Genomic DNA, 23,331 nt, shown 5'->3' with positions numbered 1-23,331 from the left:
GGGGGGGTGATCTTTTAAACCCCTACATTTTGCTCTTGCCGGGTGCCCCACAACGTCCCCGCCGGGCGGGTTTTGAACGGGGGGGGCCCGGGCCTACCCCGCCCCGCGCGAGGCGATCTATTCAGCGGCCATGTGCGGTTCGCTGTCTTCAATCTGCGCATCGTCGTCTGAGAGGAATTCGGGCAGCTCTTCCCCATAGCCGTCGGCGCCGGCGCCGCTATCAGCGCCAGCACTGCCGTCGAGGTCGACCAGGCGCAGCGGCTCGGGCAGCCAGCCACTATCGGTCAGCAAGCGCTCGGCTTCCTTCGCCATATCACCCTTCTTCAGATGGTCGATAAGCTGTGCGGCCTGTTCCCCCTTCGCCTCTCGCACTGCCTCGAGAATGCGAGACTTGGTGATGCGGCCGAGATAGTTTTCGACTGTCGGTGTCCAGCCGGCGTCGACCATATCGAGACCGACCGCGCGTGCCAGTCGATCAGCTTGCGCGATCCGCTGCCGAACCCCGTGTGCCGAGATAGCGCCGCCATAGCGGTCGGCTTTCTCGTGGAGCGCGTTCACGCCGTAGCTGACGCAATGGGCGAGCAACGCCGCGCGGCTGGTCTCATCAAGTGAGGCGATCCAGTCCCAAAGTGCATCGTCCTCGGTCGGCAGGTCCGATTTCCAGGCCTCATGGCGTTCGGCCACCGATTTCGCCGAGGGGCTGTCCTTCAGGTCACCTGCCTGCAGAGGAAAGAAGACGTGACGGATCGAGGCCTCCAGGCACCCGTTCGTGGTGCGGTGCTGGAACGTGTCGGTGACCAGCTTGTGCAAGAGCGCTGTCATGGCGACGTGAGGGTTGCCGGCAACCGCATCGCGCAACGCCAGCGTCCGGCGTGCGGTCAACTCTGTCACCAGTCGGTCCGGCAGAGGCTTGACCGCATCGTCCTCGTCTTCCTCGCACTCGACTGCCTGGCCGCCAATGGTGACAACGGCACGGTGCACCGACGAACTGTCGGCAGCCCCGGACCCGCCGTCCCTGTTCGATTCATTCGCGCCGTCGAATGACATCGGCGGCACGTCCTCAGGCCGGAGAAAGCCGCGGTCGACCGAGAGCGAGCCGTCGGCGTCGATGCTGACGAACGCGCCGGCGATGGCGATGTCGGCCGGATCGAACTGCCTTGGGCGCTTGTCGAAATTGGCGAGCGCGGTCTCGATTTCACCGAGTCGCTGATCGACGTCTTCGGGCAGCTCGTCAGCACCCTCAGATTCGGTTTCAAGCTTGGCATGCTCGGCGTTGAGGGCATCGATGGTAGCCTGCTCCTCGGCAGAGAGATCGAGCGGATCACTCTGCAGCTGATACAGCCCACGCGTTGCGTCGTAGGGGAAGCTGACAGCGACCTCGACCCACTTCCAACCCTCGGCTGCAACTTCCTGGGCAACCGCCTTGAGCTTCTCGGTGACCAGGCGGTCCAACAGCGCTGCATCCTGCAGCCAGCCGCCGTCATCCGACTGGAACAGGTCGTGCATGACGATACCACCCGCGGCCTCATAGGCGTCGGTCCCCACGAAGACGGCGCGCTTGTCGGAGGCGCGCACCGTCGTTTCGGTCAGCATGCGCCGGATTTGATAGGGCTCTTTCGACCAGGCATCCCTGATTGCCTCCCAGATCTGCTCCTGGCGAGCGCGGTCTTCAGAGACCGTGAAGTCGGGTAGGAACAGCACATTGCTGGGCCATTCCCCCCTAAGAACCGTACGTGCGAGTTTCCCCGCATACGGCTCAAGCCTCTACAAAACTCCGTTTTACCGGAGCCGCCAGTTCACCGTTCCAAGTATAGCTGTGGGCCTGCCAGTGGCAGTTGGTGTGCAACAGCGTGAGGTTGGATCTTGCTTCCGATCCGCCGAGACCACGGGGAACGACGTGGTGGATTTCCCACCCGGTATTCACCGTAATGTATTCTCGACAGATAGGGCAGATACCACCCTGCGCCTTCCAGAGCTTGGGCGCCAAGTTCCGCCCTTGCCGATCCATGAGCTGACCATGCCTGTCGGCAAAGTAGCTATCCCATGACGGGTCGAACGGGTTGGCCTCGGCTCTGATCTTGCGATGACGCCGGATAGGAACGTCGGTGGCTTTTACGAGCCGCACGAACTTGCTGTTTCCCTCGTCGTCATTCACCTCTGCCCGGAACACCCAGTTTCGCGTGCCTTCCCGAGCGAAGTAACGATCCTTCACCCAAGTTAGCGGCTTATGTGGGTGCCGGCGGCAAGCCCATTGCCAGAGTTGCTTCCAGATGAGGTGATCGACCTTTCCGAAGGTCTCTGCCGCCACCTGATTGCGGTGATAGTTCGCCCATCCTCGGATAACCGGATTGAGGCGACCGATCACATATTCCTGCTTCGCGGTTCTGGCGTCCCTGATGATCGTCCGGACCTTGCGCAAGAACGCTTGCACATTCTTCTTGGCAGGCTTTATGAGGAGCTTCCCATCATATTTGCGCACGTTCCAGCCGAGGAAGTCGAAGCCTTCCTCGATATGCACGATTTTGGTCTTCTCCTCCGAGAGGGCGAGGCCCCTCTGTTGCAAGAAGTCCTCCATCAGCGACCTTGCCTCCTCCAGCAGCTCTTTCGAGGCACCGGTGATGACGAAGTCGTCCGCATAGCGGATCAGATTGACCTTGTTCTTTCGACATTGTGGGTGGCTGGGAGCGAAGCGCTTGCGCAACACCCTTTCCATCCCGTCCAAGGTCATGTTCGCGAGCGTCGGCGAGATAATGCCGCCTTGCGGCGTTCCCGCTTCCGTCGCGAACAGTTCGCCATTCTGCACGAACCCGGATTTCAGCCATTTCTGAAGCACCACCTTGTCCGTGGGGACGTTGGCGATGAGCCAGTCATGACCGATGTTGTCGAAGCAACCGGATATATCCGCGTCGAGAACCCACTGGGCCGATACACGTTGGCGCAGTGCCTGGAAGCACTGTTCCGCCGCGTCGCGGCTCGCTCGCTCCGGCCGGAAGCCGTAGGAGTTCGGGTCCGCCGTGGACTCCGAGATCGGTTCCAATGCGAGCAGGTGGAATGCCTGCATCGCCCGGTCCCGCATCGTCGGGATGCCCAATGGACGCATCTTTCCGTTCGCTTTCGGGATGAACACCCGTCTCAACGGCTGTGGCTGATAGCCTCGCCGTGCGAGCGACAACATTCCTCTGGCACGTTTACCCGGTGTATCCCAGATTTCTCCGTCAACACCGGGTGTCTTCTTTCCTTGGTTTTCGGTGACACGCTTCACGGCAATGGCTTTGCCGCTACGCGAGTGGGTCAGCAGCCATTGCAAAGCTTTCACCTTGCCCCAGCGGCCTTCCCGAACTGCCTTCGCGATACGCATCTGCAGCCGCCGAGCGGTTCGGTGCGCGCTAGCCCAGTCGATCTGATGCCAGTCGACCTCACCGCCGGAGGCCGCACCAGTCATGGATATGACCGTCATTTGCCTGTCCTCCTGTCGAGGGTTCTACAAACTCTCTCGCGACGAGAGACCAGTCGGAAGTCTGCTCCCTTTCGGGCGGGGTGATGTTGGCGAACCGCAACCCCTATCCACGCCATTACAGCGCGGCATTCGCTTTCTCCGACCTCCCATACCCGCACCCCCAACAGCGTTCCTTGCGGTCGGCCTGCCCATTGCTAGGCAGAGATACGGGCTTATCGTGTTCCACGTAAGTGACGATGGAAGGTTAGGTGCCGGCTTTTCCCCGGTGGGTTCGAAGTCCTCGCTTCGGAAATGGCAAATCCGAAGTCCAACCCACTTACCATTTTGGTTCGTGCCTGACAGCATCTTTGGCACGTTACAACTAACGAGGTTTAACGCCGATTCACATATGTTAACCTTACTTCCAAGCCTAGCCTCCTGCCACATAATGCTTGCAGCTTCGCGTTCGCCCTCGCGGGTTCTGCTTCACCCTTTCGGGATCGGAGTACATTCTCAGGATGGCTTCAGACACAGCAGTCTCCCGTCATGCCTGCATCCCTAGGCTACTGCCGGAGGAACGGCAGGTTTTGTCGAGTCGCCGTTAGACGACAAGCAAAACAATCACTTACGCAGCTTCACGCCGCACAGCCATGAGTTGCTCCAGCGTCATCCCGTCATCGGCATACACATCGAGCAGCACTGGGGAGACAGAAGCCAGCCTAAGCCGTTGCTTAACGACGTTGACCGGCACGAAGAAGGCTGCGGCAATCTCCTCCTCGCTCATGCCTTTTTGGCGCATGTCCTGGAAGGCGCGAAACTGATCGAGCGGGTGCAGCGGCGCTCGCTCAATGTTCTCGGCGAGCGACACCTCCTCGGCAACGATCGCGCTGTGACGGGCGCGCACGACACAGGGCACGAGGGCGGTCTTGGCGAGGCGCTTTTGCTTCACCAGCAGCTCAAGCGCGCGGAAGCGCCGGCCTCCGGCAGGTACCTCAAACATGCCAGTCTCGTTGCCGTCGCTGTCGACGACGGACAAGACGCTGAGGCTCTGGATCAAGCCGCGGCGGGCGATCGAGGCCGCAAGATCCTCGATCGAGACGCCGACCTTGACGCGCCGGACATTGGACTGGGAGAGCACCAGCTTGTTGAAGGGAATGTCGCGCGAGGACGACAGGGTGATCTTCTGAACGGCAGTAGCCATCGGGATGTACTCCGCGACGGGCGGCCGAGAGCCTCTCTCTCGACCTCCAAACCCGTCATGAGAATTCCGTCACTCCCCGCCCTCTGATGTGCTCTGCAGCCAAGCGACACTTGTCGCGGAGCAGCCGGTCGGTCCTGGCGCTCTGCAACGACTTCGCCGCAGCGGGGTCCGGCATCGAGGCAGACTTCGGTCATGAACGCATCCGCAGGAAGACGCCGAACTGGAAGCGGGCGGCCATTACGCTGCCTCCCGCCGATCGTCGTCAGCGGCGACTTTGTCGGGCAAGAACCCCAAGAGATAATCCGCAGCCCTGCTTGCCAGAGAGGCGGCGCGAACGATCGCACGGTTATCCTCGCGCAGGACCTCCAGCCACGAGCCGATATAGTCGGCGTGACGCACGGTCGGAGTGATGCCCAGCGAGGCGCAGCAGAAAGCCGCACTTATCTCGGCAACCAGCTCTTCGAAGGCATACTTCTTGGTGCCGAAGGAACCAGACAAATCCCGGTTGAGGCGTGAGGCATGACCGGTGGCGTGCCCGAGTTCATGCAGGGCGGTCCGGTGCCAATTGATCGGCTCGAAGTAGGCTTGGGGTGGCGGGACCCGCACATAATCGTGGGCCGGAGCGTAGAAGGCGCGGCTGCCACCAACCCGGAAATCGATCCCCGTCTGCTTGATCAGCCTCTCGACCTTCGGCTCGATCAGGCCGGGTAGGGGCGGGTGCGTGGCCATCGCAACATCGTCGGGCAGCCCGTCGCACTGCGCGGCGTTGAACACCGTGAAGCGTTTGAGGAATGGGATCGATCGGGCTTGCTCGCCGGTTTCGCGGGTGCGCTTTTTCTCGTCGTCGGGCACGAACCGATGGGCGTAGACGACTGTCGTTCCATGCTCACCCTTGCGGACGCTACCGCCAAGCGCGAGCGCCTGGCGGAAGGTCAGCCAGCTCTGTCCTGAAAAGCCCTGCTCGATCACCGAACCCCAGAGGATCAGGACATTGATTCCAGAGTATTGCCGGTCGGTGGCGGCGTTCTTCGGCATGGCGAGCGGCGCCTTCGCAGCTGCCATTCCCCATGGCTGAACCCAGGGCAGCCGACCGGCCTCCAGCTCGCCGATGATCTTGCTGGTGATGTCGTCATATACGCTGGCCCGGGTCGGGGCAGCTTGGTGCCGATGCTTGGTCATTGCGAGTCTCCGCGTCGGGCGCCGGGAGCCTCTCTCCCAGCCTTCAACCCGTCAGTGCGCCAAGCGCGGCGCTCTAACTCTATGGACTCGAACGAAGATTGCGGTTGCTGACCAACTCCGAGGTGAAAGACACCGTTCGAAACCGCAGCGTGAGGCGATCAGCAGAACCCACTAAAGCCGGGCGCGCGGGAGTAGGCCCAAGAGACCTGGCAGTGAGTCCATGGAAACGGAAGCCGCACAGATAGCCGAAGCCAGTCAGGAGCGGTTTCACCGGCCACGGAAGTGGGGAGCCAGCCGAAAGGCTCGTGGAGTGCGCGTCAGCGCAACCGTTCCGATTAGCAGGTCAAAGGAGCATCTTTGCCGCAGGCGCTCCAGTCGGCGCTTTTCGCAGCCGTATATTCAGAGAAAAGATCGTGCGGCAGGGCATCCGGAATGGCGAGACAGAAAAGTGTGCTCAATGCGACCCGCGATCCGTCTGTTTCCGAGCGAAACTATCGGACCATAGAGATTGGCTGAGGGCTCCGTTTTGAAAATCCCCGAACAATTCGACGAGACCACGCCCCTGCGCGTCGCGATTGCAGCACGAATTGCCTTTCCCGATGGCTCGATGTGCGCAGCAGGCCTACGCAAGGAACGTGACGCCGGCCGACTTGAAACCGAGCTAATCGCAGGAAAGGAGTACGTCACCTTGCTGGCGATCACCAGAATGAGGGAACTATGCCGCGGGCGTCGAAAGGGCCACGCCTCGTCTGGCGCGGCGAAAGCTGGAAAAAGGACGGAACACTCCGAAACAAAGCTGGATGGTTTATCCGCGATCGAACAACGTTCATCAGCGCTGGCAGCGGCGAAAAAGGCCATCCAGGACCTGAAGCTGAAAAGGCGCTCGCGGCCTACATCGCAAGCAAGTACCACCGAGCGCGCGGTGCCGAAGATGTCTTGATAGCCGATGTCGTCAGCGTCTACCTGAGAGAGGTTGCACCGAAGCATGCCGCGCCGGAAGAGACGGCGGCTCGGCTGGACAACGTCCTCGATTTCTTCGGTGAAAAGACCCTCGCCGCTATTAACGGCAAACTCTGCCGCGACTACGCCGCGTCCTGTCCCACAGAAGCCGTTGCGCGCCGCCAACTCGAGGATTTTCGTGCAGCCATCAACTACTACCGCAGGGAAGGTTACACGACTGCCGCACCGACGATTGTCCTGCCCGACAAGGCTGGTGCACGCGAGCGCTGGTTGACGCGCAGTGAAGCGGCCGCTCTCATCTGGGCAGCTTGGCGTATGAAGCAGAAATGGAAGGGCCAGGAGAGCGGCCGGCGTACCGGACGACACCTCGCCCGCTTCATGCTTGTCGCGCTTTATACAGGAACACGCTCTGCCGCAGTTTGCGGCGCCGCCGTCCGTCCAACCAAAGGGCGTGGTTATGTGGACCTTGACCGCGGCATCTTTTACCGCCGTGCCGATGGCGCAAAGAAGACCAAAAAACGCCAGCCGCCCGTGCGCCTGCCGGACCGGCTATTGGCTCACCTCCGCCGCTGGGCGTGCACGGATCTCGATATCAGAACCAAGGCGCGCGGCAAAAGCGCAAATATCGGCCGAAAAATATCGCAAGATTTTGTCGTGGAATGGAATGGAAAGCCGGTGGTGTCGGTAAAGAAGAGCTTCAGGAGAGCTCGCGAGGCAGCCGGCCTCGGTCCCGACGTCACTTCGCACACGCTTCGCCACACCGCTGCGACCTGGCTGATGCGGGCCGGCGCCGACATGTGGCAGGCGGCGGGCTTTCTGGGCATCACCGTGGATGTCCTGATCGATACTTATGGCCACCATCATCCCGACTTCCAGGTAGACGCCGCCGAGAAGATCGCCAAGAAGCAGGTCGCCGCCGAGGCGACGAAATCGGTCTCAGGACAGATGACAATGAAACATGAACTCGGCAGGGGGGGCCCTATGTTTCCCACCCAAAGCTCGAAAGGAAACGCGATCATTGCGAAGCAAGCGTGACGATCGGGCCCAAAAAGCTGCGGCTTTGCTGGTAGCGCACATCGTTCGGGACGATGGGGTCGCAGGTTCACGCTGCCACCCGCGCCACTTTCTCTAATTTGGGTTGGGCGGTCACGCCGTTCGAATCCACTCCGACTCCCCGGACTGAACGAAACTGCGAACTACGAGCTGCCGATCCCCTCGAAACAAGAGGACCAGCTCTCCTCCTTCATGAATGATCGCCGCGACCGCGGCCGAATTGCTGCCACGAGGTCCGGTTCGAACCGCCGTGTTGTTGCGATTTTCGTCTAAGAGTTTGCGCCAGCGAGCAAGACGCTCAGGATCCAGCATACTAGCGGCCAAAGCTGCTTGTACCGCATAGCCGGGTTCATTCTGCTCCATTCCTCTGAAACGTGGCGAAGACAAGCCGCTTGCTTTCGCGCACGCAGTCTTCAAGCGGCTTCGCCTTCGCCAGATGCGCCGCAATCGCGCTGGCCAGTATGCAACCTGTTCCGCGCATTGATGTGGCAAGGCGCGGTGTATCGACGTGGATGGGTTCATGATCGGAGCGTAATAAAATATCGGTCGATCGGAGTCCCGAGGCATGCCCACCCTTGATCAGCAGCGCCTGAGGGCCGGCGGCCAACAGTCTTTGTCCTTGTCGGAGCGCATCGTCCTCATCCACTGCCAGTTCGGAGCCAATAAGGTGCGCCAGTTCGGGAAGGTTGGGCGTGACAAGGCAGCAAAGCGGCATCAGATCGCGCTTCATGACAGCGATAGCGGCTGCCTCTAAGAGCGCCCGGCCTGAGGTGGAGGCCAGCACTGGATCGAGTACTGCCGGCACCTGTCGATTTTCGCGCAGTACGGCGGCAACCGCAGCGATGGTCTCGGCTGTTCCGAGCACGCCGATCTTAATTGCCGCCACTTCGTTGGCCTGCAGCGCGGCGCGCATCTGATCAGCCACCAGGCTTGGTGGCGAATGAAGGATTTCCAGTACGGCGTCGTGCGTTTGCACTGTGAGCGCGGTGACAGCGAGACAGGTGCGCACGCCAAGGGAAGAGATCGTCTCGATATCGCGTGCAATTCCAGCCCCACCGCTGGAGTCAGATCCGCCGACCACGAGCACATGCGGTTCTCGCCTCAGCGCCATGGCTTTGTCTTTTCGATCCATTCTCGCGTGCGCGCTTCGGGATCGGCATTCAACGTGATGTCGGTGACCACCGCCGCGCTGTCCGCACCAGCCTTGAAGACACCGTCGAGCCGGTCAGGGGTGAGGCCGCCTATGGCGACTAGGGGAATGGGTACCACCCGATGCTTCCACTCGCTGATCCGCTTGAGCCCTTGCGGCGCCCATTTCATCTGCTTCAGGACGGTGGGATAGATGGGGCCGAGCGCGATATAGTCGGGCTCGGCAGCGATCGCCGTTTCCAGTTCGGGATGATCGTGCGTGCTGAGCCCGAGCTTCAATCCGGCGTATCTAATCGCCAGCAGGTCGGCCGCAGCCAAATCCTCTTGGCCGAGATGGACGAAGTCGCGGCCTTCCTCAATGGCGAGCCGCCAATAGTCGTTGACGATCAGTTGGCAGCAGTGCTGGGCGCATAAACCCTTCGCCTTGCGGATCTCCGCGCGCAACCCGGCCTCATCCAAGGTCTTGATGCGCAACTGAACCAGCTTGACGCCAAGTGGCACCAGCCGTTCGATCCAGGCGGCGCTGTCGACGATCAGGTAGAAGGGATCGAGCTTCATGAGAAAACCGCCCTGCCGATCGTCGGCGTCGAGGGCACGGCGACCTCGCGCGGTTCGAGCATTCCCGAGCTGAAAGCTTCACGACCGGCCTCGACCGCCTTGCCGAACGCACGCGCCATGCCGACCGGATCGGCCGCCTTGGCAACTGCGGTGTTCAGGAGTACGGCGTCAAAGCCGAGCTCCATGACGGTTGCCGCGTGCGATGGCCGTCCGAGACCAGCATCCACGATCAGCGGGACATCAGGGAAATGTCCGCGCATCGAGCGCAGCGCCATGATGTTGACCGGCCCGAGGGCGGAACCGATCGGTGCGCACCAGGGCATCAAGACCTTGCAGCCCGCCGCAAGCAGCCGCTCGGCGACGACAAGGTCGTCGGTTGTATACGGGAACACCGCAAAACCGTCCTCGCACAGGATGCGGGCGGCTTCGAGCAGACCGAACACGTCCGGCTGCAGCGTGTCGTGATTGCCGATCACTTCGAGCTTGATCCAGGGCGTGCCGAAGACTTCGCGCGCCATTTGTGCGGTCGTGACCGCTTCCTTGACGGAGTGGCAGCCAGCAGTGTTGGGCAGGATTCTGACACTAAGCGAGCGGATCAACGACCAGAATTTTTCGCCAGCCCTGCCGCCTGCCATTTCACGGCGCAACGAGACGGTCACCACCGCCGTGCCCGAAGCCCTGACTGCATAGGCAAGGATGGCCGGCGAAGGATATTGAGCCGTGCCAAGAAGCAGGCGCGACGGAAGCTCGGCTCCATAAAGCTCGATCATGGCCTAGCCGCCCTGCATGGGCGAGAGGATTTCAATCCGGTCGCCGTCGTTCAACTGGAATTCCGCCCGGTTGGCTTTGTGCACGAGGTCATTGTTGACGGCCGTCGCCAGCCAATCGCCCTCATAGTCAAGCGCGGCAAGCAGCGCCTCCAGCGTTGTGGCGGCAACCTCATGCGCTTCGCCGTTGACCATCAGTTTCATGAGCAAGCTCCTTGGTTCTGTCTTGAGTGAAAACCAGATCGGCAGCCTGGCGCGCCATGGCGGGAGCCAGGAGAAAACCGTGACGATAGAGCCCGTTGATCGCGATGATTTCACCCTTGATTTCGACGCGCGGCAAATTGTCGGGAAAGGCTGGGCGGACGCCGACACCGGTTTCAACGATCTCGGCCTCGCCAAAGGCCGGGTGGAGGGCATAGGCGGTACCCAGCAGTTCCATCATCGAACGCGCCGTAACCGGTCCGACGGACTGGCTTTCAATCATCGTCGCACCAATCATGAAACGGTGGTCGGTGCGCGGCACTGCATAGAGTGGAAAGCGCGGATGCAGCAGCCTGACGGGGCGCGACAGCGAGATATCAGGGATACGCAGGGTGAGCATTTCGCCGCGAACGCCGCGCAGCCAGTCATTTTGCGCCGCCATTCCTGTACAGTCGATCTGACGATCGAAACCAAAAACATGCTGGGCGTCGGCGCCGAAGCGGAACTCGACCCCCGTGGCCGCGAGCTTATCATGAAGTGCTGCCATCGCCTGGCGCGGATCAAGATGGCCCTCAGCGGGGAAGAGCAATCCGCGGCGGAAGCGGCCGGCTAAGTCGGGCTCCAGCAAGGCAATTTCATCTTCCTCGACGCGCCGATAGCCCGTCGTGCGGCTGGCGAACCGGTCGAGCTCGCCCGCATCGCGCGGCGCGGCCACGACCAGCGTTCCGGCCCGCGTCACCTGGCCGGGCGTTGCGGCATCCCACCAGTCGGCGGCACCGCGCCCGAGATCCAGCACCGGCTGCTCGGCGCTTTCACGCTCGCACCATGGCGCCAGCATGCCGCCGGCGAACCACGACGCATTGCCCCCAAGGGCAGGCCTTATCTCGGCAACGGTAACCGCCGCGCCGCGTGCGGCGAACTCGAAGGCGGCGGTGAGGCCGGCGACGCCGGCCCCTTTGACCAAGACCCTCATGATCGCTCACGTGGCTGAGGTATGAGCGGTGCGCCGGTCTCGTCCGCCGGCACGTAGAGATCGCCGCCCTCGCGGTATTTCGCCGCCATCGCCGCCATGCCCTCTTTCTGTGCCTCGGCGCGGATGTCGTGAGAGATACGCATCGAGCAGAATTTCGGTCCGCACATCGAGCAGAAATGCGCCACCTTGTGCGCCTCCTTGGGCAAGGTCTGGTCGTGGAAGGACCGCGCGGTTTCCGGGTCGAGCGACAGATTGAACTGGTCCTCCCAGCGGAACTCGAAGCGCGCGCGGGAAAGCGCATCATCCCTGACTTTCGCTGCCGGATGGCCCTTCGCCAGGTCGGCGGCGTGGGCGGCTATCTTGTAGGTGATCACGCCGATCTTGACGTCGCTGCGATCGGGAAGGCCGAGATGCTCCTTGGGCGTGACGTAGCAGAGCATGGCGGTGCCGAACCAGCCGATCATCGCGGCGCCGATGCCTGAGGTGATGTGGTCGTAGCCCGGCGCGATGTCGGTCGTCAGCGGTCCAAGCGTATAGAACGGCGCCTCGCCGCAGACGGCGAGTTGCTTGTCCATGTTCGCCTTGATTTTGTGCATCGGCACGTGGCCAGGCCCCTCGATCATCACCTGGCAATCCTTCGCCCAGGCGATCTGCGTCAGCTCGCCGAGCGTTCCAGCTCGGCGAACTGCGCCGCGTCGTTGGCATCGGCGATCGAGCCTGGACGAAGGCCGTCGCCGAGCGAGAAGGAGACGTCGTAGGCTCTGGCGATGTCGCAGATCTCGGCGAAGTGCTCGTAGAGGAAGCTTTCCCGGTGATGGTGCAGGCACCATTTGGCCATGATTGAGCCGCCGCGCGAGACGATACCCGTCACCCGGTCGACGGTCAGCGGGATGTAATGCAGCCGCACGCCGGCGTGGATGGTGAAATAGTCGACGCCTTGCTCGGCCTGTTCGATCAGCGTGTCGCGGTAGACCTCCCAGGTCAGATCCTCGGCAATGCCGCCGACCTTTTCGAGCGCCTGGTACAGCGGCACCGTGCCGATCGGCACCGGCGCGTTGCGGACGATCCAGTCGCGGATGTTGTGGATGTTGCGGCCGGTCGACAGGTCCATCACCGTATCGGCGCCCCAGCGGATCGCCCACACCATCTTTTCGACCTCTTCCGCCATCGACGATGTGACGGCGGAGTTACCGATATTGGCGTTGATCTTGACCAGGAAATTGCGGCCGATGATCATTGGCTCGCTCTCGGGATGGTTGATGTTGGCGGGAATGATCGCCCGTCCGCGCGCCACCTCGTCACGCACGAATTCGGGCGTGACGAAATCGGGCAGTGTCGCGCCGAAAGCCTCGCCGTCGCGCTCAAGCTTGCCGTGCAGGATCTCGCGACCAAGGTTCTCGCGGATGGCGACGAACTCCATTTCGGGTGTGATGATGCCTGCGCGCGCGTAGGCAAGCTGCGTCACCGCCTTGCCTGCTTTGGCCCTGAGCGGTCGGTGGCGGATGGGAAATTCCGGCGTCAGGCGTTCGCCCGTCGCGAATCCGTTGTCCTCCGGCCGGACATGGCGACCGTCACCGGCCTCGACATCGCCACGCGCCAAGATCCATTCGTGGCGAAGCCGGGCCAGGCCCTTTTCAATGCTGGTTTCGACAGTCGGGTCGGTATAGGGGCCGGACGGATCGTAGACGGTGACGGGCGGCTCGCCGGCTGTCGGATGGACGGAGATTTCGCGCATCGGCACCCTGAGCTGCGGGTGGATGGTACCGGATTTGTGGATTTTGCGTGAGGCAGGCAGCGGTCCCGTCGAGACGGCGGGGGTGAGGGCATTCATCTTGAGGCTCCTTTGCTCGTTGCATTGGAGACCCAGTTCTGTGCCGGAAGGATGAAAAGACGCTTTGGTCGACCTGCTCGAAACAGGACCTCGGGCGTGAACTCCCGCAAAGCGCTTGCACCGTCCCTACGCCAGTATGAACTGGATCAGGTTCAACGGGTCACTGCGCCGCGAAAGCCAGCAGTATCTCAGCCCCTTGCCGGGACTCCCCTGGTGAATGCGTGAGGTTGGACGGGACGGCTCCGGTTTGTCAAGCGCGTTCTGGCCGCGGCTGATCGGCGGCCGGTCAGACCGTGCGGAAAAAATCGTGCATGTCTCGGCGACAAGTCAAGCGTCGGAGATGAAGGCAGGGACAAGGGAATCGCAAACCGTCGGACTAAAAATCGATCCTGATGATCACACCTTCAATGGGCACCAAAGGTTTGCGCGTAGATCGCCTCGATTTTTCCTGCCTCGTCACTGGTCAGCGCGGCGAATTCCTTTTCGCGCGCGCGATTCGATAGATGTCCATCATTCTGGTGAAGAAAACGGAAGAGCAGATCGGTCAACCGCTCGGGCATGTCGATAAAGGCGTCCACCTGCTGCCGGAACTGATCGTAGCGCTGCAGAAATGCGGTTTCCTCGGGAAGGTCCCGTTCGATCGTCCGCTGAACGCAGGCATAGAGGAATTCGGCGTGCGGGGTTGCATCGAAGAACCGGTAGAAATCACCGGTGTCATTCAGCACCCGGACGTTGAATTGCGGCGTCGGTTCCCATTCCACCAACGGCAGAAGGCGCTGCGAATAGCTCTCGAGCACGCCCCTGTACTCGTTGATCTGGTCCAGGATCGCGGCCGAGACGGGAAAGACCACTCCCGGCGGATTGAAGCCGCGCATGGCAAGGACGTGGTGGATTAGGTAGCGGTGAATGCGGCCGTTTCCGTCCTCGAATGGGTGAATGTAGACAAAGCCGAAGGCGAGGATTGCGGCGGCTACGACTGCATCAAGCTTTTGCGCGGGGCCCTGATCGAACGCTGCCATTCCATCGATTAGCCGCGGCAGGTCCTCGGGCCGAGCGCCGATGTGATCGGGCAAGGGCGTGCCGTTGTCTCGGTCATGCTCGCCGACGAAACCTCCTTCTTTTCGGAAGCCAAGTCTTACGAAACGGGCGTCGCCAAGTACAATTCTTTGCAGACGCAGCAGCTCATCGCGATCGATCGGCCAGCGGCCGGCTTCGCCGATGGCGCGGCCCCAGCGCTGGATGCGATCTTGCGGCGGGTGCTCGCCCTCGATCGCATAGCTTGATCGCGAGTCTTTGAGCAAAAGAAAGGCGGCGGTCCGAGCAAGGAGGTCGCGCGGCACGTCCGCTACGATTGCCTCCGCGCGCCGCGGTAGTTCAAGGCCGATGAATTTTTCCAGAATCTTGGTGCGGAACACCAGAGGGCAGAACTCACGCGTGCCGGGGAGATTGTCCCTTACGCGGTAGCGCGAAGCGGTCTTGTCGGGTCCGGGCCACTGCAGCTCGGGATCGAGAACCGGAATGTATCGTCCGGCCGCCGCGTCCGGCAGATCGATACGCGCGCCCCTCAGCCATTCATATAAAAACCAGATGCGGCGGGCATAACTGCCGGTCGGGCTTTCACGGACCAGCGCCTCGATCGGCGCGGGACCGGTCACTTGGAACAGCCGCTTGAGGACGGCAAGGTCCAGTCCCTCGTACTTGAGCGCAAAGGTCAGGTGGCCCTCGAGGGTAGGATTTGGGGCGTGGCGGGGGGTCATGATCCGCCAGCCATCCCGTTCGGTAATGCGATGATGCTCGCCAGTGGCGAACAACCTACGGGGCAAGGGCACGGCGAGCCTGTAGGCTCCGATCAGGGCGCTGTACCCGGCCGGGGTCGCCGTTTCAGGAAGGCGGAGTTCCTGAAAAACGGTAACAGGACCTGAAAATTGGTGCTGTTGCACCGCAGGCATGAAAAGCGAATCCTTCCATCGAATTTTGGTTTAGCCGGCCAAATCCTATGAAAAATGATCCTATTCCATGAAAATTGATGCTACAAGACAAATTTTCCGAAAACCGATTCTAAGACGGTGCTGAAGTCGATCAAGCAAGAACTCCGCCACCGGCTCAAGGAAGCGACTTCAGACAAAAAGGTGAGTCCAGGAACCGCCATTCGCCCGTCTCTTAGTCACGAGGCCGGCACGGATGGCCCGCCTTACGTCGAGCCGGATTGCTCGAGGAGCAGCGCGCCGTTCGGGGCTCACTCATAGAGCGCTCCGGCGCGCGATCCCGATTTGATAGCCGCGATCACGCTCGCGACTGATCTTGGTGACGTGGCGGCGTCGGAGTAGAAAAGTGATGCAGGATCTCGGTGGCGTCGTGTGTGTGTGTGTGTGACCTGAAGTGAGTTCTCTGCGGTATGGGGCGGCACGCAGCGCGCGCGTCTTCTCGGCAAACAGATCGACGAAGCGGCACCGAAGGGAAGTTCCTGGCATTCATTCTCGCCATCGCTGCCCCAATTTGCCGACCGGACTGCCGATCGATCTCGCCCAATACTTTGCGCGCGCAAGAGCCGAAGCTGAACTGGGCGGCACCTGCTCATTCGGGAGCTAACTCATGCTTGGCGCGCTAGCCCGAGAGAGCTGTGCCTGATCGAATGCGTGAAATCGTAGCTCGGGGTGGAGAGGCTGACGCGGTCATCTGTCACCCGCCTTCGGGCTGTAACGGAAAGCGCGACATCGTCTCCAATGCTCGTTCCCCACGTCGAGGGGCCCAGCGGCTTGGCTGCGGGGGGACTGTCAGCTAGTGGCCGCCTTGACGACCAGCGAGCGTAAGAGGAGGCCCTGTGCTGGCTGACGAAAACTTGCGAGCAAAGCCACGGAAAAGCATCATTCGAACGAACTCTTTCGTCGAGACGAGGAGGGCAGTGAGGCGGTAGCCGCCGCTTTGAAGCTCTCCGGCAGCTGCTACGCTGGTCGTTCAGAGGGTCGCAGCTGCGCTTGCGCCGTCATATCAGATAAGTCTAATATGATCCGCGCCTGGCCATCGAACGCCGCGGCGCCCTCGGGTCGGCGCTATTCATCGGGTGGGCATGTCGGGCACGCAAGGGAGGACGAAATGAGACTGGTTCAGTCATTTGCATTTGCTGCTGTGCTGCTTCTTTCGTCTGCATTGTCTGCGGCCGCCCACTCGGCTCGTGAGGACATCGAAGCGGCGTTGGTAAAATTCATGGACGCCTTCAACAGCGGAAACGCAGCAGCGGTAGGTCAAATGTATACCGACGATGCCGCCCTGCTGCCACCCGACGGCAAACGCGTCGATGACCGCAAGGGCGTGGAAGAATTCTGGCAGGGCGCAATCAAGGCCGGGATGAAGAATCTCACCCTGAAGGCGCTGGAAGTGGAAGGGAGCGGGAATCTCGCCTACGAAGTTGGCGCATTTACGCTCGGTGTGCCGAGCAAAGGCGGCGCCCTCTCCACCGTCGCGGGCAAGTATCTCGTCGTCTGGAAAAGGGCGACGACGGGACATGGCGCCTACATCGGGACATCTGGAACTTAGGTGCGGCCGAATAGGGATAGATATCCAGGCCCTCATCGACTGTCTTGCGAAGGGTAGGGCGGCTGTATTGACCGGGATCTGGTGCTCTATTGCCAGCGCTGTCGAGTGGCAGGACGATGGGACCGGCTAACCGCGCGGTATAGCTTCGGTCTGGCGCGCTTTCCAATGGATTTGCCGCCAATTTGGCGGATCGCTGATCAGTCGCGGTGATTGCGACCACGTCACCAATTCCAATTCCCCGCTTCATGAAACGAGTCTGGAGCGTGCTTAAGCAAGGGATTGCTAATGTGCGAGACAGCACGCTTCGCTCTAGCGGGTATGGCCCAGCGGCTTGGTTGAGGGGGGACTAGCAGCTAGAGGCCGCTGGGCCTTGACCAGCAGCATGCTTAAGAGGAGGCGCTGGCTGGCTGGCCAAAAACTTGCGCTCAAGGCAACGCAAAAGCATCATTCGAACGGACACTGCCCGCCAGAAGCTTATTCGAGCGAATACCACCATGGAATGCAAGCCCAGCAACCGGATTCACCAAACATCGCATCAGGACCTGCGCTTGCCTGTCCATGGCCGCGCCAGTCCTTCGGCATTCAGCATTGCGACGCGGAGCAGCCAGCCGACCCATTATAGACCGCGACGGACGGTGATTAGGGCCAGCGCGGCGATAGGCAGCGAGCGTAACCATTGGCGTAAGTGGAGTGTTTCACGATCTCAATTGGTTGGCTCCGCCAGGTTTCCAGCTGGCTGCCACCGGGCACGTGCCAGCTGGAGTAAACAATGAAATATTCGAAACTGGCTTTTTGGGCGGGAGCCGCGCTAGCTGCCTGCCTTTTGCCGAAACCGGCTTGGCCGAGCCAGTTCGGCTGCGCATATTGCAATGAGGGGTGAGAAACCTGGCATTCGACGGGAGCAGTGCAGTAACATGTGCGAAGCCTAGTCGAGTCTGCAAGCGGCAATCATTCGTCGTGAGTCGACGCTAGAGTGTGCGTTTCGCAGCACTCCGGCTGGCTATCTCGCGTAAGACGGCATGAAGAAGCGTTCCAATTTCCTGTTCGGCGCGCCCGGGTGCAATTCCTGATTCGGACAACTGAACGAGAATTGTCTTGGCGGTGCAGCGCCAGAACGCATTCGCCTCCTCGCCGTTCTTGGATTCCAGCACGCGGGCAACTCCCTCGACCAACTTCCGCCGCCGATACAGCGGAAACGCCCTTATGCTTGACACCGATCACCTCACCCATTCAGTCTCGCGATTAAGCATTGGCGGGTTAGAAAATCTGGTTAACGGCGTATTCTTTTTGGTAGTAGTAAGAGTTCTGTGCGGGCGCTGAACGGTGCCGCGATTAGCCAATGAGCGCGATGGCTTGGGCGCAAACTGTCGGGCAGGAATGGGTAAGAGCGGACATTGGCCGATCTCCGCTCTTCAGGGCCGGAAAAATCTCGACAATGCTCCCAATCGATTCCAGAGCCGGTGTCATTGGCTGGCGTTCCGGAATAGCCGATGTCGTCACGATAGGATTTGATCGTCGCTGCTGCGCGAACGGAGCAAGCCGGCACGCTCCGGCATCGTCAGCCGATCGACTTCATTGCCCCGCGCAGCAGTATAACCGCTGTTCCTGGGGCTCCCAAGCAGGATGTAGCTCCCCCTTTTGTTGACGCGATGTAGGTGGCCGATCATGATAACCAAGGGCGCAAAGAGCGACCCTCATGCTGGTGGGAGAATAAAAATGCAGCCACTTGTCATAGACGCGAAGCCTCAACCTATTTCAATTGATCCCGCTAACGCTGCAGTTCTCGTGGTGGACATGCAAAATGACTTCGGCTCCAAAGGTGGAATGTTCGACAGAGCCGGAATCGATATCTCCGGGATTCAACGGGCTGTCGACCCTACTGCCAGCGTAATAGCTGCCGCTCGCAATTTGAGAGTGCCCATCGTCTATCTGAAGATGGGGTATTATTCCGACCTCTCGGACCTTGGGACATCGGACGCCCCCAACCGTATCCGACATCTCCAGATCTTTGGGGTCGGTGAGAGCATGACAGCCCCGGACGGTAGCGAGGGCCGGATTCTGATCCGCGACACCTGGGGAACAGATATCGTTAACGACCTCAAGCCAGAGGCAGGGGATGTCGTCCTCTACAAAACGCGGTTCAGCGGTTTCTACGAGACCGAACTCGATTCTGTTCTGAAGACCGCAGGCATCAAACACCTCATCGTGACAGGATGCACGACCAGCGTGTGTGTGGAGTCGACAATTCGGGATGCCTTCTTCAGGGACTATCTCTGCATACTGCTAACGGATTGCACTAGCGAGCCCATCTCCTGGGATGCCTCAAGGAGCAATCATGACGCCTCGATCACGCTCGTGCAGATACTCTTTGGATGGACATCGACGTCCGACCATTTCCTGAAGGCGATCGAGGAGCGAGTTCAGGGGGGTCTTGAACTAGCCGAATGAACTGGCGAGGCCGCGTATCACCCGAATTCAGATCACGGCCTTGAGATTGGGTGCGGTGACGTAGGCCCATGGCAGGAGATCGTCGATTCGGCTGTTGGGATAGCCGTTGACGATCCTAGTGAGGACGTCGGCGAGATAGCCGAGCGGCTCGATGCCGTTAAGTTTGCATGTTTATGGCGACCGTCGAACTATGCCGAGTGCCTCTTTCACCATGGCGGTCAGAGCGTGCTTCTCCCGCCGTTTTGGCCGCAGGCCAGTCGTTGACACTCGGCATAATTCTCATGCTCAAAGGGCGTTCAGGAATTCCAGAAGCCGGTCGTTTGGTCGAAATCGCTCGGCTTTGGCGCGTTCGTACGGCTTCAGCTTGGCGAGTGCGGATTCCTTCAGCTCAAGATGTGCGTGAAGATAGATCAGCGTCGTTTCCATCGTCTCATGGCCCAGCCACAGGGCAATGACCGAGCAATCGACACCGGCCTGCAGCAATTCCACGGCGGCGGTGTGCCGCTTATGTCTTGGTCGACATAGACGGCACACCTGCGCCATGCACACGCTGCAGGCGACCCGGGATGTCCGCAAAGTCTCGCTCTGGCTCGGTCACGCCAGCCTCCAAAGCACTGAAATCTACCTGCGGGCCGAGCCGACTGCTTGCCGCGATGGCGCCCCCGTCGCTCAAGTCGGGTCGCTTCCGCACTCCCGCCAGGCTGCTGGCAGTGCTGAAGTCCGTCAGCCGATCGGCAGATTATGTCGAGTGATCGCTGCTCAAATACCGCAGGCGGCAAGCAATTGCCGCTGCGGACTCCGCATAATCAGACGCTCAACGTAATTCCGGAAGTCGATTGGCCTCGTCGCCACGATGACCTTGACCGCACCAGTCGGCCCGATCACGACGTCACCGGGCGCGGCCTTGTCGCTGATCGTGGTTCTGAACGGCCTGCCGCGGATGGCGCCGTTCAGCCCGGTCTCCCGCATCAATCGTTCAATGGTGCAGCGGGCCACATCGAAGCCTTCGCGCTTCAATTGCCGCCACACCTTGCGCACGCCATAGACGGCGAAGTTCTCTGCAAACACTCTTGTGATCTCCGGCTTCAGAGCCAAATCCCGTTTCGCCCGCAATGACAGGCGGGAAGGATCGTGGTGCTGTGCCGCACGCGCGTGATAGGTGGACGGGGCAATCGGCAGAACCCTGCAGATTGGCTCGATCCCGTAGTCGCCACGATGATCATCAATGAAGGCGATCATTTTTTGAACGGGCGGTCGAGCTCCCCCTTGGCAAAATAAGCGGATGCTTTCCGCAGGATCTCATTGGCCTGCCGAAGCTCCCGGTTCTCCCGCTCCAGAGCCTTCATCCGCGCCGTCATTTCGGTGGGGAACCCCTGCACGTTGGCCGCTGTCCACCTCCATCCGCTTCAGCCAGCCAGTGCGGCTGGCGTGAGATAACGAGCCGCCACGTTTCACTCAGAACCCCGGCCCCGGCCGGGGTTTTCATTTGCCCGGGTGATGCTAGGCTTGATAGTCTCTCTTCCGCATTTGCTTCGGGGGATGCCATGCGCACGATCGTTTTGCTGTGCAGTGCCGTGCTTTTCTCGCTCGCCCACATCCCGGCCCGCGCCGAGGAACCTTCGGTCGAACGCGGCCTCTACGTCTCGATTACCGGCGGCTGCCACGACTGTCACAGCATGGGTTATCGGGAAAGCGGCGGGAAGATCGACCCGGAGAAGGCGCTCAAGGGCAGCAACATCGGTTTCCAGGGTCCATGGGGGACGAGCTATCCGGCCAACCTGCGGCTCATGGTGGCAGACGACGGCGAAGATGAGTTCGTGCGCATTGCCCGCTTTTTCGACGCAGTGCCGCCAATGCCCTGGTACAATCTCCGCAAGATGGACGAAACCGACGTGCGCTCGCTCTACCGCTATATCCGGTCGCTTGGCCCCGCCGGAGCGGCAGCACCGCAGCTGGTTGCGCCCGGCGAAAAGGTGATGACGCCCTTCATCGTGCTGGAGCCGCCGCAGATGCCGCCGCCCTGCAGTCGCGATCTCGATTGCGGCATAGGTGAAATCTGCGGCACAGCGGAACCGCGGATGTGCGTTAAGCGGTAGGCCTCAGAACAGCCGTCTGGCTCCGGTCGAGTTTTTTATTTGTCGCCATGGTGATATGTTGCCCGCATGGCGAAGTTTCGCAGGTTCTGGAGGCCAGGGGAAGGGGGAGAGGCAAAGATAGCCCCGGTCATAATTGCTCCCATCATGACCGAAATTGCTGCGGCAATGGACGTCCAATTTGCCCACACGGCGCCGGCTTTTAGTGTTTGACCGTGCCTTCAACTCTGCTGTCATACACGGATATCGCCACTCTCACGCTGCTGACGACGCCATGCTTGGACCAATGGGCACCTTCCGGTTGCGTTTCGAACGCTTCGGCGCCCCATGTTTTGAGGCACAGCGCTGCCATGGAGCTGCTGCAGGCGGGCGTCGATTGTTCGGTCCCGCTCGACGGTGTTACTGTCAATCTCGATGCGACCGTCGTCGAGGAAGCGCGAGAGGCCTTCCCCAGCGGGTGAGAGTGTAGCGGATCGTCTCGGCGAGCTTTGTCTTGTGGCTGATCAGGCCGAGCTTCTCGCGCAGCCAAGGTTCGAGATCGGCGACAATAGCGCGGCTCCTTTCCTGGCGACGCACGGCGTTCGTCTGCCGACCTCGTCACTCCAAACCTGGTCGAAAACGCGTTGGCGAAGCTCAGGATCGGACGGGTATAAACCGGCCTGTTGAAAGGGATTTTTGGAACCCCCATGCTTCAGAAAGGCCGTCACTGGTGATCAAAATTAGCGCCCGTCGGGATGAACGAGTGAACGGTGTGTAAAAGGAGGACATTTGCAATGATTGTCCGCCCCACCGGCTACGAAAATTGTCCCCAACTGGCGGTTGGTAGACGCCAAGCAGCCGCGCACGTATCGTTTGTTACGATCGGGCCGCACCGGGCACAGCCCACCCCAGCGCCCACGCCCGTGCTCGGCGCAACGCTCGATCGACCCGTCGTGCTGTAGAGTGCGGCGGGTTTTTCAATGCCGATCGCGCAGCTCTTCACTGCCTTGGTGAGGGTCAGACGGTCGTTGCCGTTCTCTTTGATCAGCTTGCTGACCTGGCTCGGCCACACGCCATTTTCCCGCGCGAAATGTTCCACCTCATAAAGCGCATCGACCGACAGGCGGCCTCGGTCGAACAAGTGAACAAGTCTCGATTGCTTTTGTTCTCGTCCATTTCCGTTCCTACTCACTCGACATCCGACGCAGCTGGGAAATGAGGATCCGTCCGCCAATCGAGGAATGGCGGGCGGATCCTATCAGCGCAGGAAGGGACTTTTCTGCGCAGATACAAATTCGGGGCTGTTGGAGCGTCATTTCTGGCTAGCGAGCATCAGCTAGCAACCATTCCTATCACCAAGAAGGTGATGGAGACGGCGAAAACCGGTGCAAGCAGCCAGCGAGCTTGGTGGACACTGTTCTCCATAGGCTCCTCCGTTGAGCGACGCCAACGAGTACGAACAGACACAGTTCCGCGTGGCTGCATGTGCGGGGCTATTGCGCACTGCAGCGAAGACTTTGGTCCCACGCACGGCTAGACCGAAGGCTCAGTGAGGAACGTCTGCACAAGCTTCATGTTTGGGGGAGCTTTGGCGCAAAGTTTCGCGTCCAGTGCAAGAGAGCTCACAAGGAGATAGCTATGAGAATGCGTTTTTCCATCGCAGCCGCGGGATTTCTGCTGCTGGCTGGTGTCGGTGCTGCCGCCGCTCAGGACGTGGTGATCAACCCGGAACAGGAGACGGTGATTAAGGAATATGTGAAAAAGCAGCCACTCGCTTCGGTGAAAATTCCTGGAGTGGAGCTCAATATCGGCTCAACCCTGCCCGACACAGTCGAGCTTCATGAGGTCCCGAACGTCAAATACCGCTACGTCGTCGTCGACAACCGGACCGTTGTCGTTGATCCAGGCACACGCAAGATCGTCAAAGTCATCCAGTGACCTGAACGATTTGGGGAGGAGAAGCCCGCCG

Annotated in this window: 16 protein-coding genes, 8 pseudogenes, 1 riboswitch and 1 other annotated feature; of the genes and pseudogenes, 6 read left to right on the top strand and 18 right to left on the bottom strand. The window is 60.7% G+C overall.

The window, feature by feature from the left end; all coding sequences use genetic code 11:
• Positions 1 to 117: 117 nt before the first annotated feature.
• The 4 genes and pseudogenes from NKI97_RS27070 to NKI97_RS27055 form a co-directional block, all read right to left on the bottom strand.
• Positions 118 to 1,683, bottom strand: a pseudogene (locus NKI97_RS27070) (DNA-binding protein); the annotation flags it as partial.
• Between the two features lie 73 nt (positions 1,684 to 1,756).
• Complete coding sequence (ltrA, locus tag NKI97_RS27065; protein ID WP_352837638.1) at positions 1,757 to 3,457, bottom strand: group II intron reverse transcriptase/maturase; 1,701 nt, start codon at positions 3,455 to 3,457, stop codon at positions 1,757 to 1,759.
• Positions 3,458 to 4,082: 625 nt separating this feature from the next.
• Positions 4,083 to 4,637 (bottom strand): annotated as a pseudogene (locus NKI97_RS27060) (ParB/RepB/Spo0J family partition protein); the annotation flags it as partial.
• A gap of 237 nt (positions 4,638 to 4,874) precedes the next feature.
• A complete protein-coding gene (locus NKI97_RS27055) occupies positions 4,875 to 5,816 on the bottom strand; it encodes an ArdC family protein (protein ID WP_352452166.1) in 942 nt (313 codons plus the stop codon).
• Positions 5,817 to 6,324: 508 nt separating this feature from the next.
• Between NKI97_RS27055 and NKI97_RS27050 the strand changes: the two genes are divergently transcribed.
• Together NKI97_RS27050 and NKI97_RS27045 are read left to right on the top strand one after the other, a co-directional pair.
• Positions 6,325 to 6,756, top strand: coding sequence for an excisionase (locus tag NKI97_RS27050; protein ID WP_352452167.1), 432 nt, complete (start codon positions 6,325 to 6,327; stop codon positions 6,754 to 6,756).
• Positions 6,753 to 7,811, top strand: coding sequence for a tyrosine-type recombinase/integrase (locus NKI97_RS27045; RefSeq protein ID WP_352452168.1), 1,059 nt, complete (start codon positions 6,753 to 6,755; stop codon positions 7,809 to 7,811). Before NKI97_RS27050 ends, NKI97_RS27045 begins: the two co-directional genes overlap by 4 nt.
• 228 nt (positions 7,812 to 8,039) lie before the next feature.
• Here the strand turns inward: NKI97_RS27045 and NKI97_RS27040 are convergent.
• The 8 genes and pseudogenes from NKI97_RS27040 to NKI97_RS27005 form a co-directional block, all read right to left on the bottom strand.
• Positions 8,040 to 8,183 (bottom strand): annotated as a pseudogene (locus NKI97_RS27040) (ribosome small subunit-dependent GTPase A); the annotation flags it as partial.
• Positions 8,179 to 8,940 carry a hydroxymethylpyrimidine/phosphomethylpyrimidine kinase gene (locus NKI97_RS27035; protein ID WP_352452200.1) on the bottom strand — a complete coding sequence of 254 codons (762 nt, stop codon included), beginning with the start codon at positions 8,938 to 8,940 and terminating at the stop codon, positions 8,179 to 8,181. The pseudogene NKI97_RS27040 and the gene NKI97_RS27035, both read right to left, overlap by 5 nt.
• On the bottom strand, positions 8,931 to 9,536 hold the full coding sequence (locus NKI97_RS27030) for a thiamine phosphate synthase (protein WP_352837636.1): 606 nt from the start codon (positions 9,534 to 9,536) through the stop codon (positions 8,931 to 8,933). Before NKI97_RS27030 ends, NKI97_RS27035 begins: the two co-directional genes overlap by 10 nt.
• Positions 9,533 to 10,306 carry a thiazole synthase gene (locus NKI97_RS27025; RefSeq protein WP_352452170.1) on the bottom strand — a complete coding sequence of 258 codons (774 nt, stop codon included), beginning with the start codon at positions 10,304 to 10,306 and terminating at the stop codon, positions 9,533 to 9,535. Before NKI97_RS27025 ends, NKI97_RS27030 begins: the two co-directional genes overlap by 4 nt.
• A gap of 3 nt (positions 10,307 to 10,309) precedes the next feature.
• Positions 10,310 to 10,507, bottom strand: coding sequence for a sulfur carrier protein ThiS (gene thiS, locus NKI97_RS27020; RefSeq protein WP_031253541.1), 198 nt, complete (start codon positions 10,505 to 10,507; stop codon positions 10,310 to 10,312).
• Positions 10,476 to 11,477, bottom strand: coding sequence for a glycine oxidase ThiO (gene thiO / locus NKI97_RS27015; protein WP_352452171.1), 1,002 nt, complete (start codon positions 11,475 to 11,477; stop codon positions 10,476 to 10,478). Before thiO ends, thiS begins: the two co-directional genes overlap by 32 nt.
• A pseudogene (thiC, locus tag NKI97_RS27010) lies at positions 11,474 to 13,308 on the bottom strand (phosphomethylpyrimidine synthase ThiC). Before thiC ends, thiO begins: the two are co-directional and overlap by 4 nt.
• A gap of 105 nt (positions 13,309 to 13,413) precedes the next feature.
• A riboswitch (TPP riboswitch) is annotated at positions 13,414 to 13,530 on the bottom strand.
• 182 nt (positions 13,531 to 13,712) lie between these two features.
• Complete coding sequence (locus NKI97_RS27005; RefSeq protein ID WP_352837634.1) at positions 13,713 to 15,257, bottom strand: Fic family protein; 1,545 nt, start codon at positions 15,255 to 15,257, stop codon at positions 13,713 to 13,715.
• A 1,144-nt stretch (positions 15,258 to 16,401) separates the two neighbouring features.
• On the opposite strand from NKI97_RS27005, the gene NKI97_RS27000 reads away from it, so the two are divergent.
• Complete coding sequence (locus NKI97_RS27000; protein ID WP_352822497.1) at positions 16,402 to 16,842, top strand: YybH family protein; 441 nt, start codon at positions 16,402 to 16,404, stop codon at positions 16,840 to 16,842.
• A gap of 968 nt (positions 16,843 to 17,810) precedes the next feature.
• Here the strand turns inward: NKI97_RS27000 and NKI97_RS26995 are convergent.
• Positions 17,811 to 18,056 (bottom strand): DUF6074 family protein, encoded by a 246-nt coding sequence (locus tag NKI97_RS26995; RefSeq protein WP_352452175.1) that lies wholly within the window; start codon positions 18,054 to 18,056, stop codon positions 17,811 to 17,813.
• Positions 18,057 to 18,507: 451 nt separating this feature from the next.
• On the opposite strand from NKI97_RS26995, the gene NKI97_RS26990 reads away from it, so the two are divergent.
• On the top strand, positions 18,508 to 19,290 hold the full coding sequence (locus NKI97_RS26990) for a cysteine hydrolase family protein (RefSeq protein WP_352452176.1): 783 nt from the start codon (positions 18,508 to 18,510) through the stop codon (positions 19,288 to 19,290).
• Positions 19,291 to 19,317: 27 nt separating this feature from the next.
• On the opposite strand, the pseudogene NKI97_RS26985 reads toward NKI97_RS26990, so the two are convergent.
• The 3 pseudogenes from NKI97_RS26985 to NKI97_RS26975 all read right to left on the bottom strand — a co-directional run.
• Positions 19,318 to 19,461 (bottom strand): annotated as a pseudogene (locus NKI97_RS26985) (transposase domain-containing protein); the annotation flags it as partial.
• Positions 19,462 to 19,575: 114 nt separating this feature from the next.
• Positions 19,576 to 19,794: pseudogene (locus tag NKI97_RS26980) on the bottom strand (tyrosine-type recombinase/integrase); the annotation flags it as partial.
• Between the two features lie 390 nt (positions 19,795 to 20,184).
• A pseudogene (locus NKI97_RS26975) lies at positions 20,185 to 20,691 on the bottom strand (IS3 family transposase); the annotation flags it as partial.
• Positions 20,455 to 20,571: a sequence feature (AL1L pseudoknot), on the bottom strand. It overlaps the preceding pseudogene by 117 nt.
• 143 nt (positions 20,692 to 20,834) lie before the next feature.
• Here NKI97_RS26975 and NKI97_RS26970 point away from each other — a divergent pair.
• Positions 20,835 to 21,386: a hypothetical protein gene (locus NKI97_RS26970; RefSeq protein ID WP_352452177.1), complete on the top strand. Its 552-nt coding sequence runs from the start codon at positions 20,835 to 20,837 to the stop codon at positions 21,384 to 21,386.
• Between the two features lie 383 nt (positions 21,387 to 21,769).
• Here the strand turns inward: NKI97_RS26970 and NKI97_RS26965 are convergent.
• Both NKI97_RS26965 and NKI97_RS26960 read right to left on the bottom strand, forming a co-directional pair.
• A pseudogene (locus tag NKI97_RS26965) lies at positions 21,770 to 21,978 on the bottom strand (IS66 family transposase); the annotation flags it as partial.
• A gap of 198 nt (positions 21,979 to 22,176) precedes the next feature.
• Positions 22,177 to 22,503, bottom strand: a complete 327-nt coding sequence (locus tag NKI97_RS26960; RefSeq protein WP_352452178.1) for a hypothetical protein — start codon at positions 22,501 to 22,503, stop codon at positions 22,177 to 22,179.
• 497 nt (positions 22,504 to 23,000) lie between these two features.
• Here NKI97_RS26960 and NKI97_RS26955 point away from each other — a divergent pair, with 497 nt between their 5' ends.
• On the top strand, positions 23,001 to 23,300 hold the full coding sequence (locus tag NKI97_RS26955; protein WP_352452179.1) for a DUF1236 domain-containing protein: 300 nt from the start codon (positions 23,001 to 23,003) through the stop codon (positions 23,298 to 23,300).
• Positions 23,301 to 23,331 lie beyond the last annotated feature (31 nt).

The organism is Mesorhizobium sp. M0296 (assembly GCF_040321675.1).
Classification (GTDB): Bacteria; Pseudomonadota; Alphaproteobacteria; order Rhizobiales; family Rhizobiaceae; genus Mesorhizobium.
Note: the sequence above shows the minus strand (reverse complement) of the source record. Positions and strands in the feature narration are given on the sequence as shown.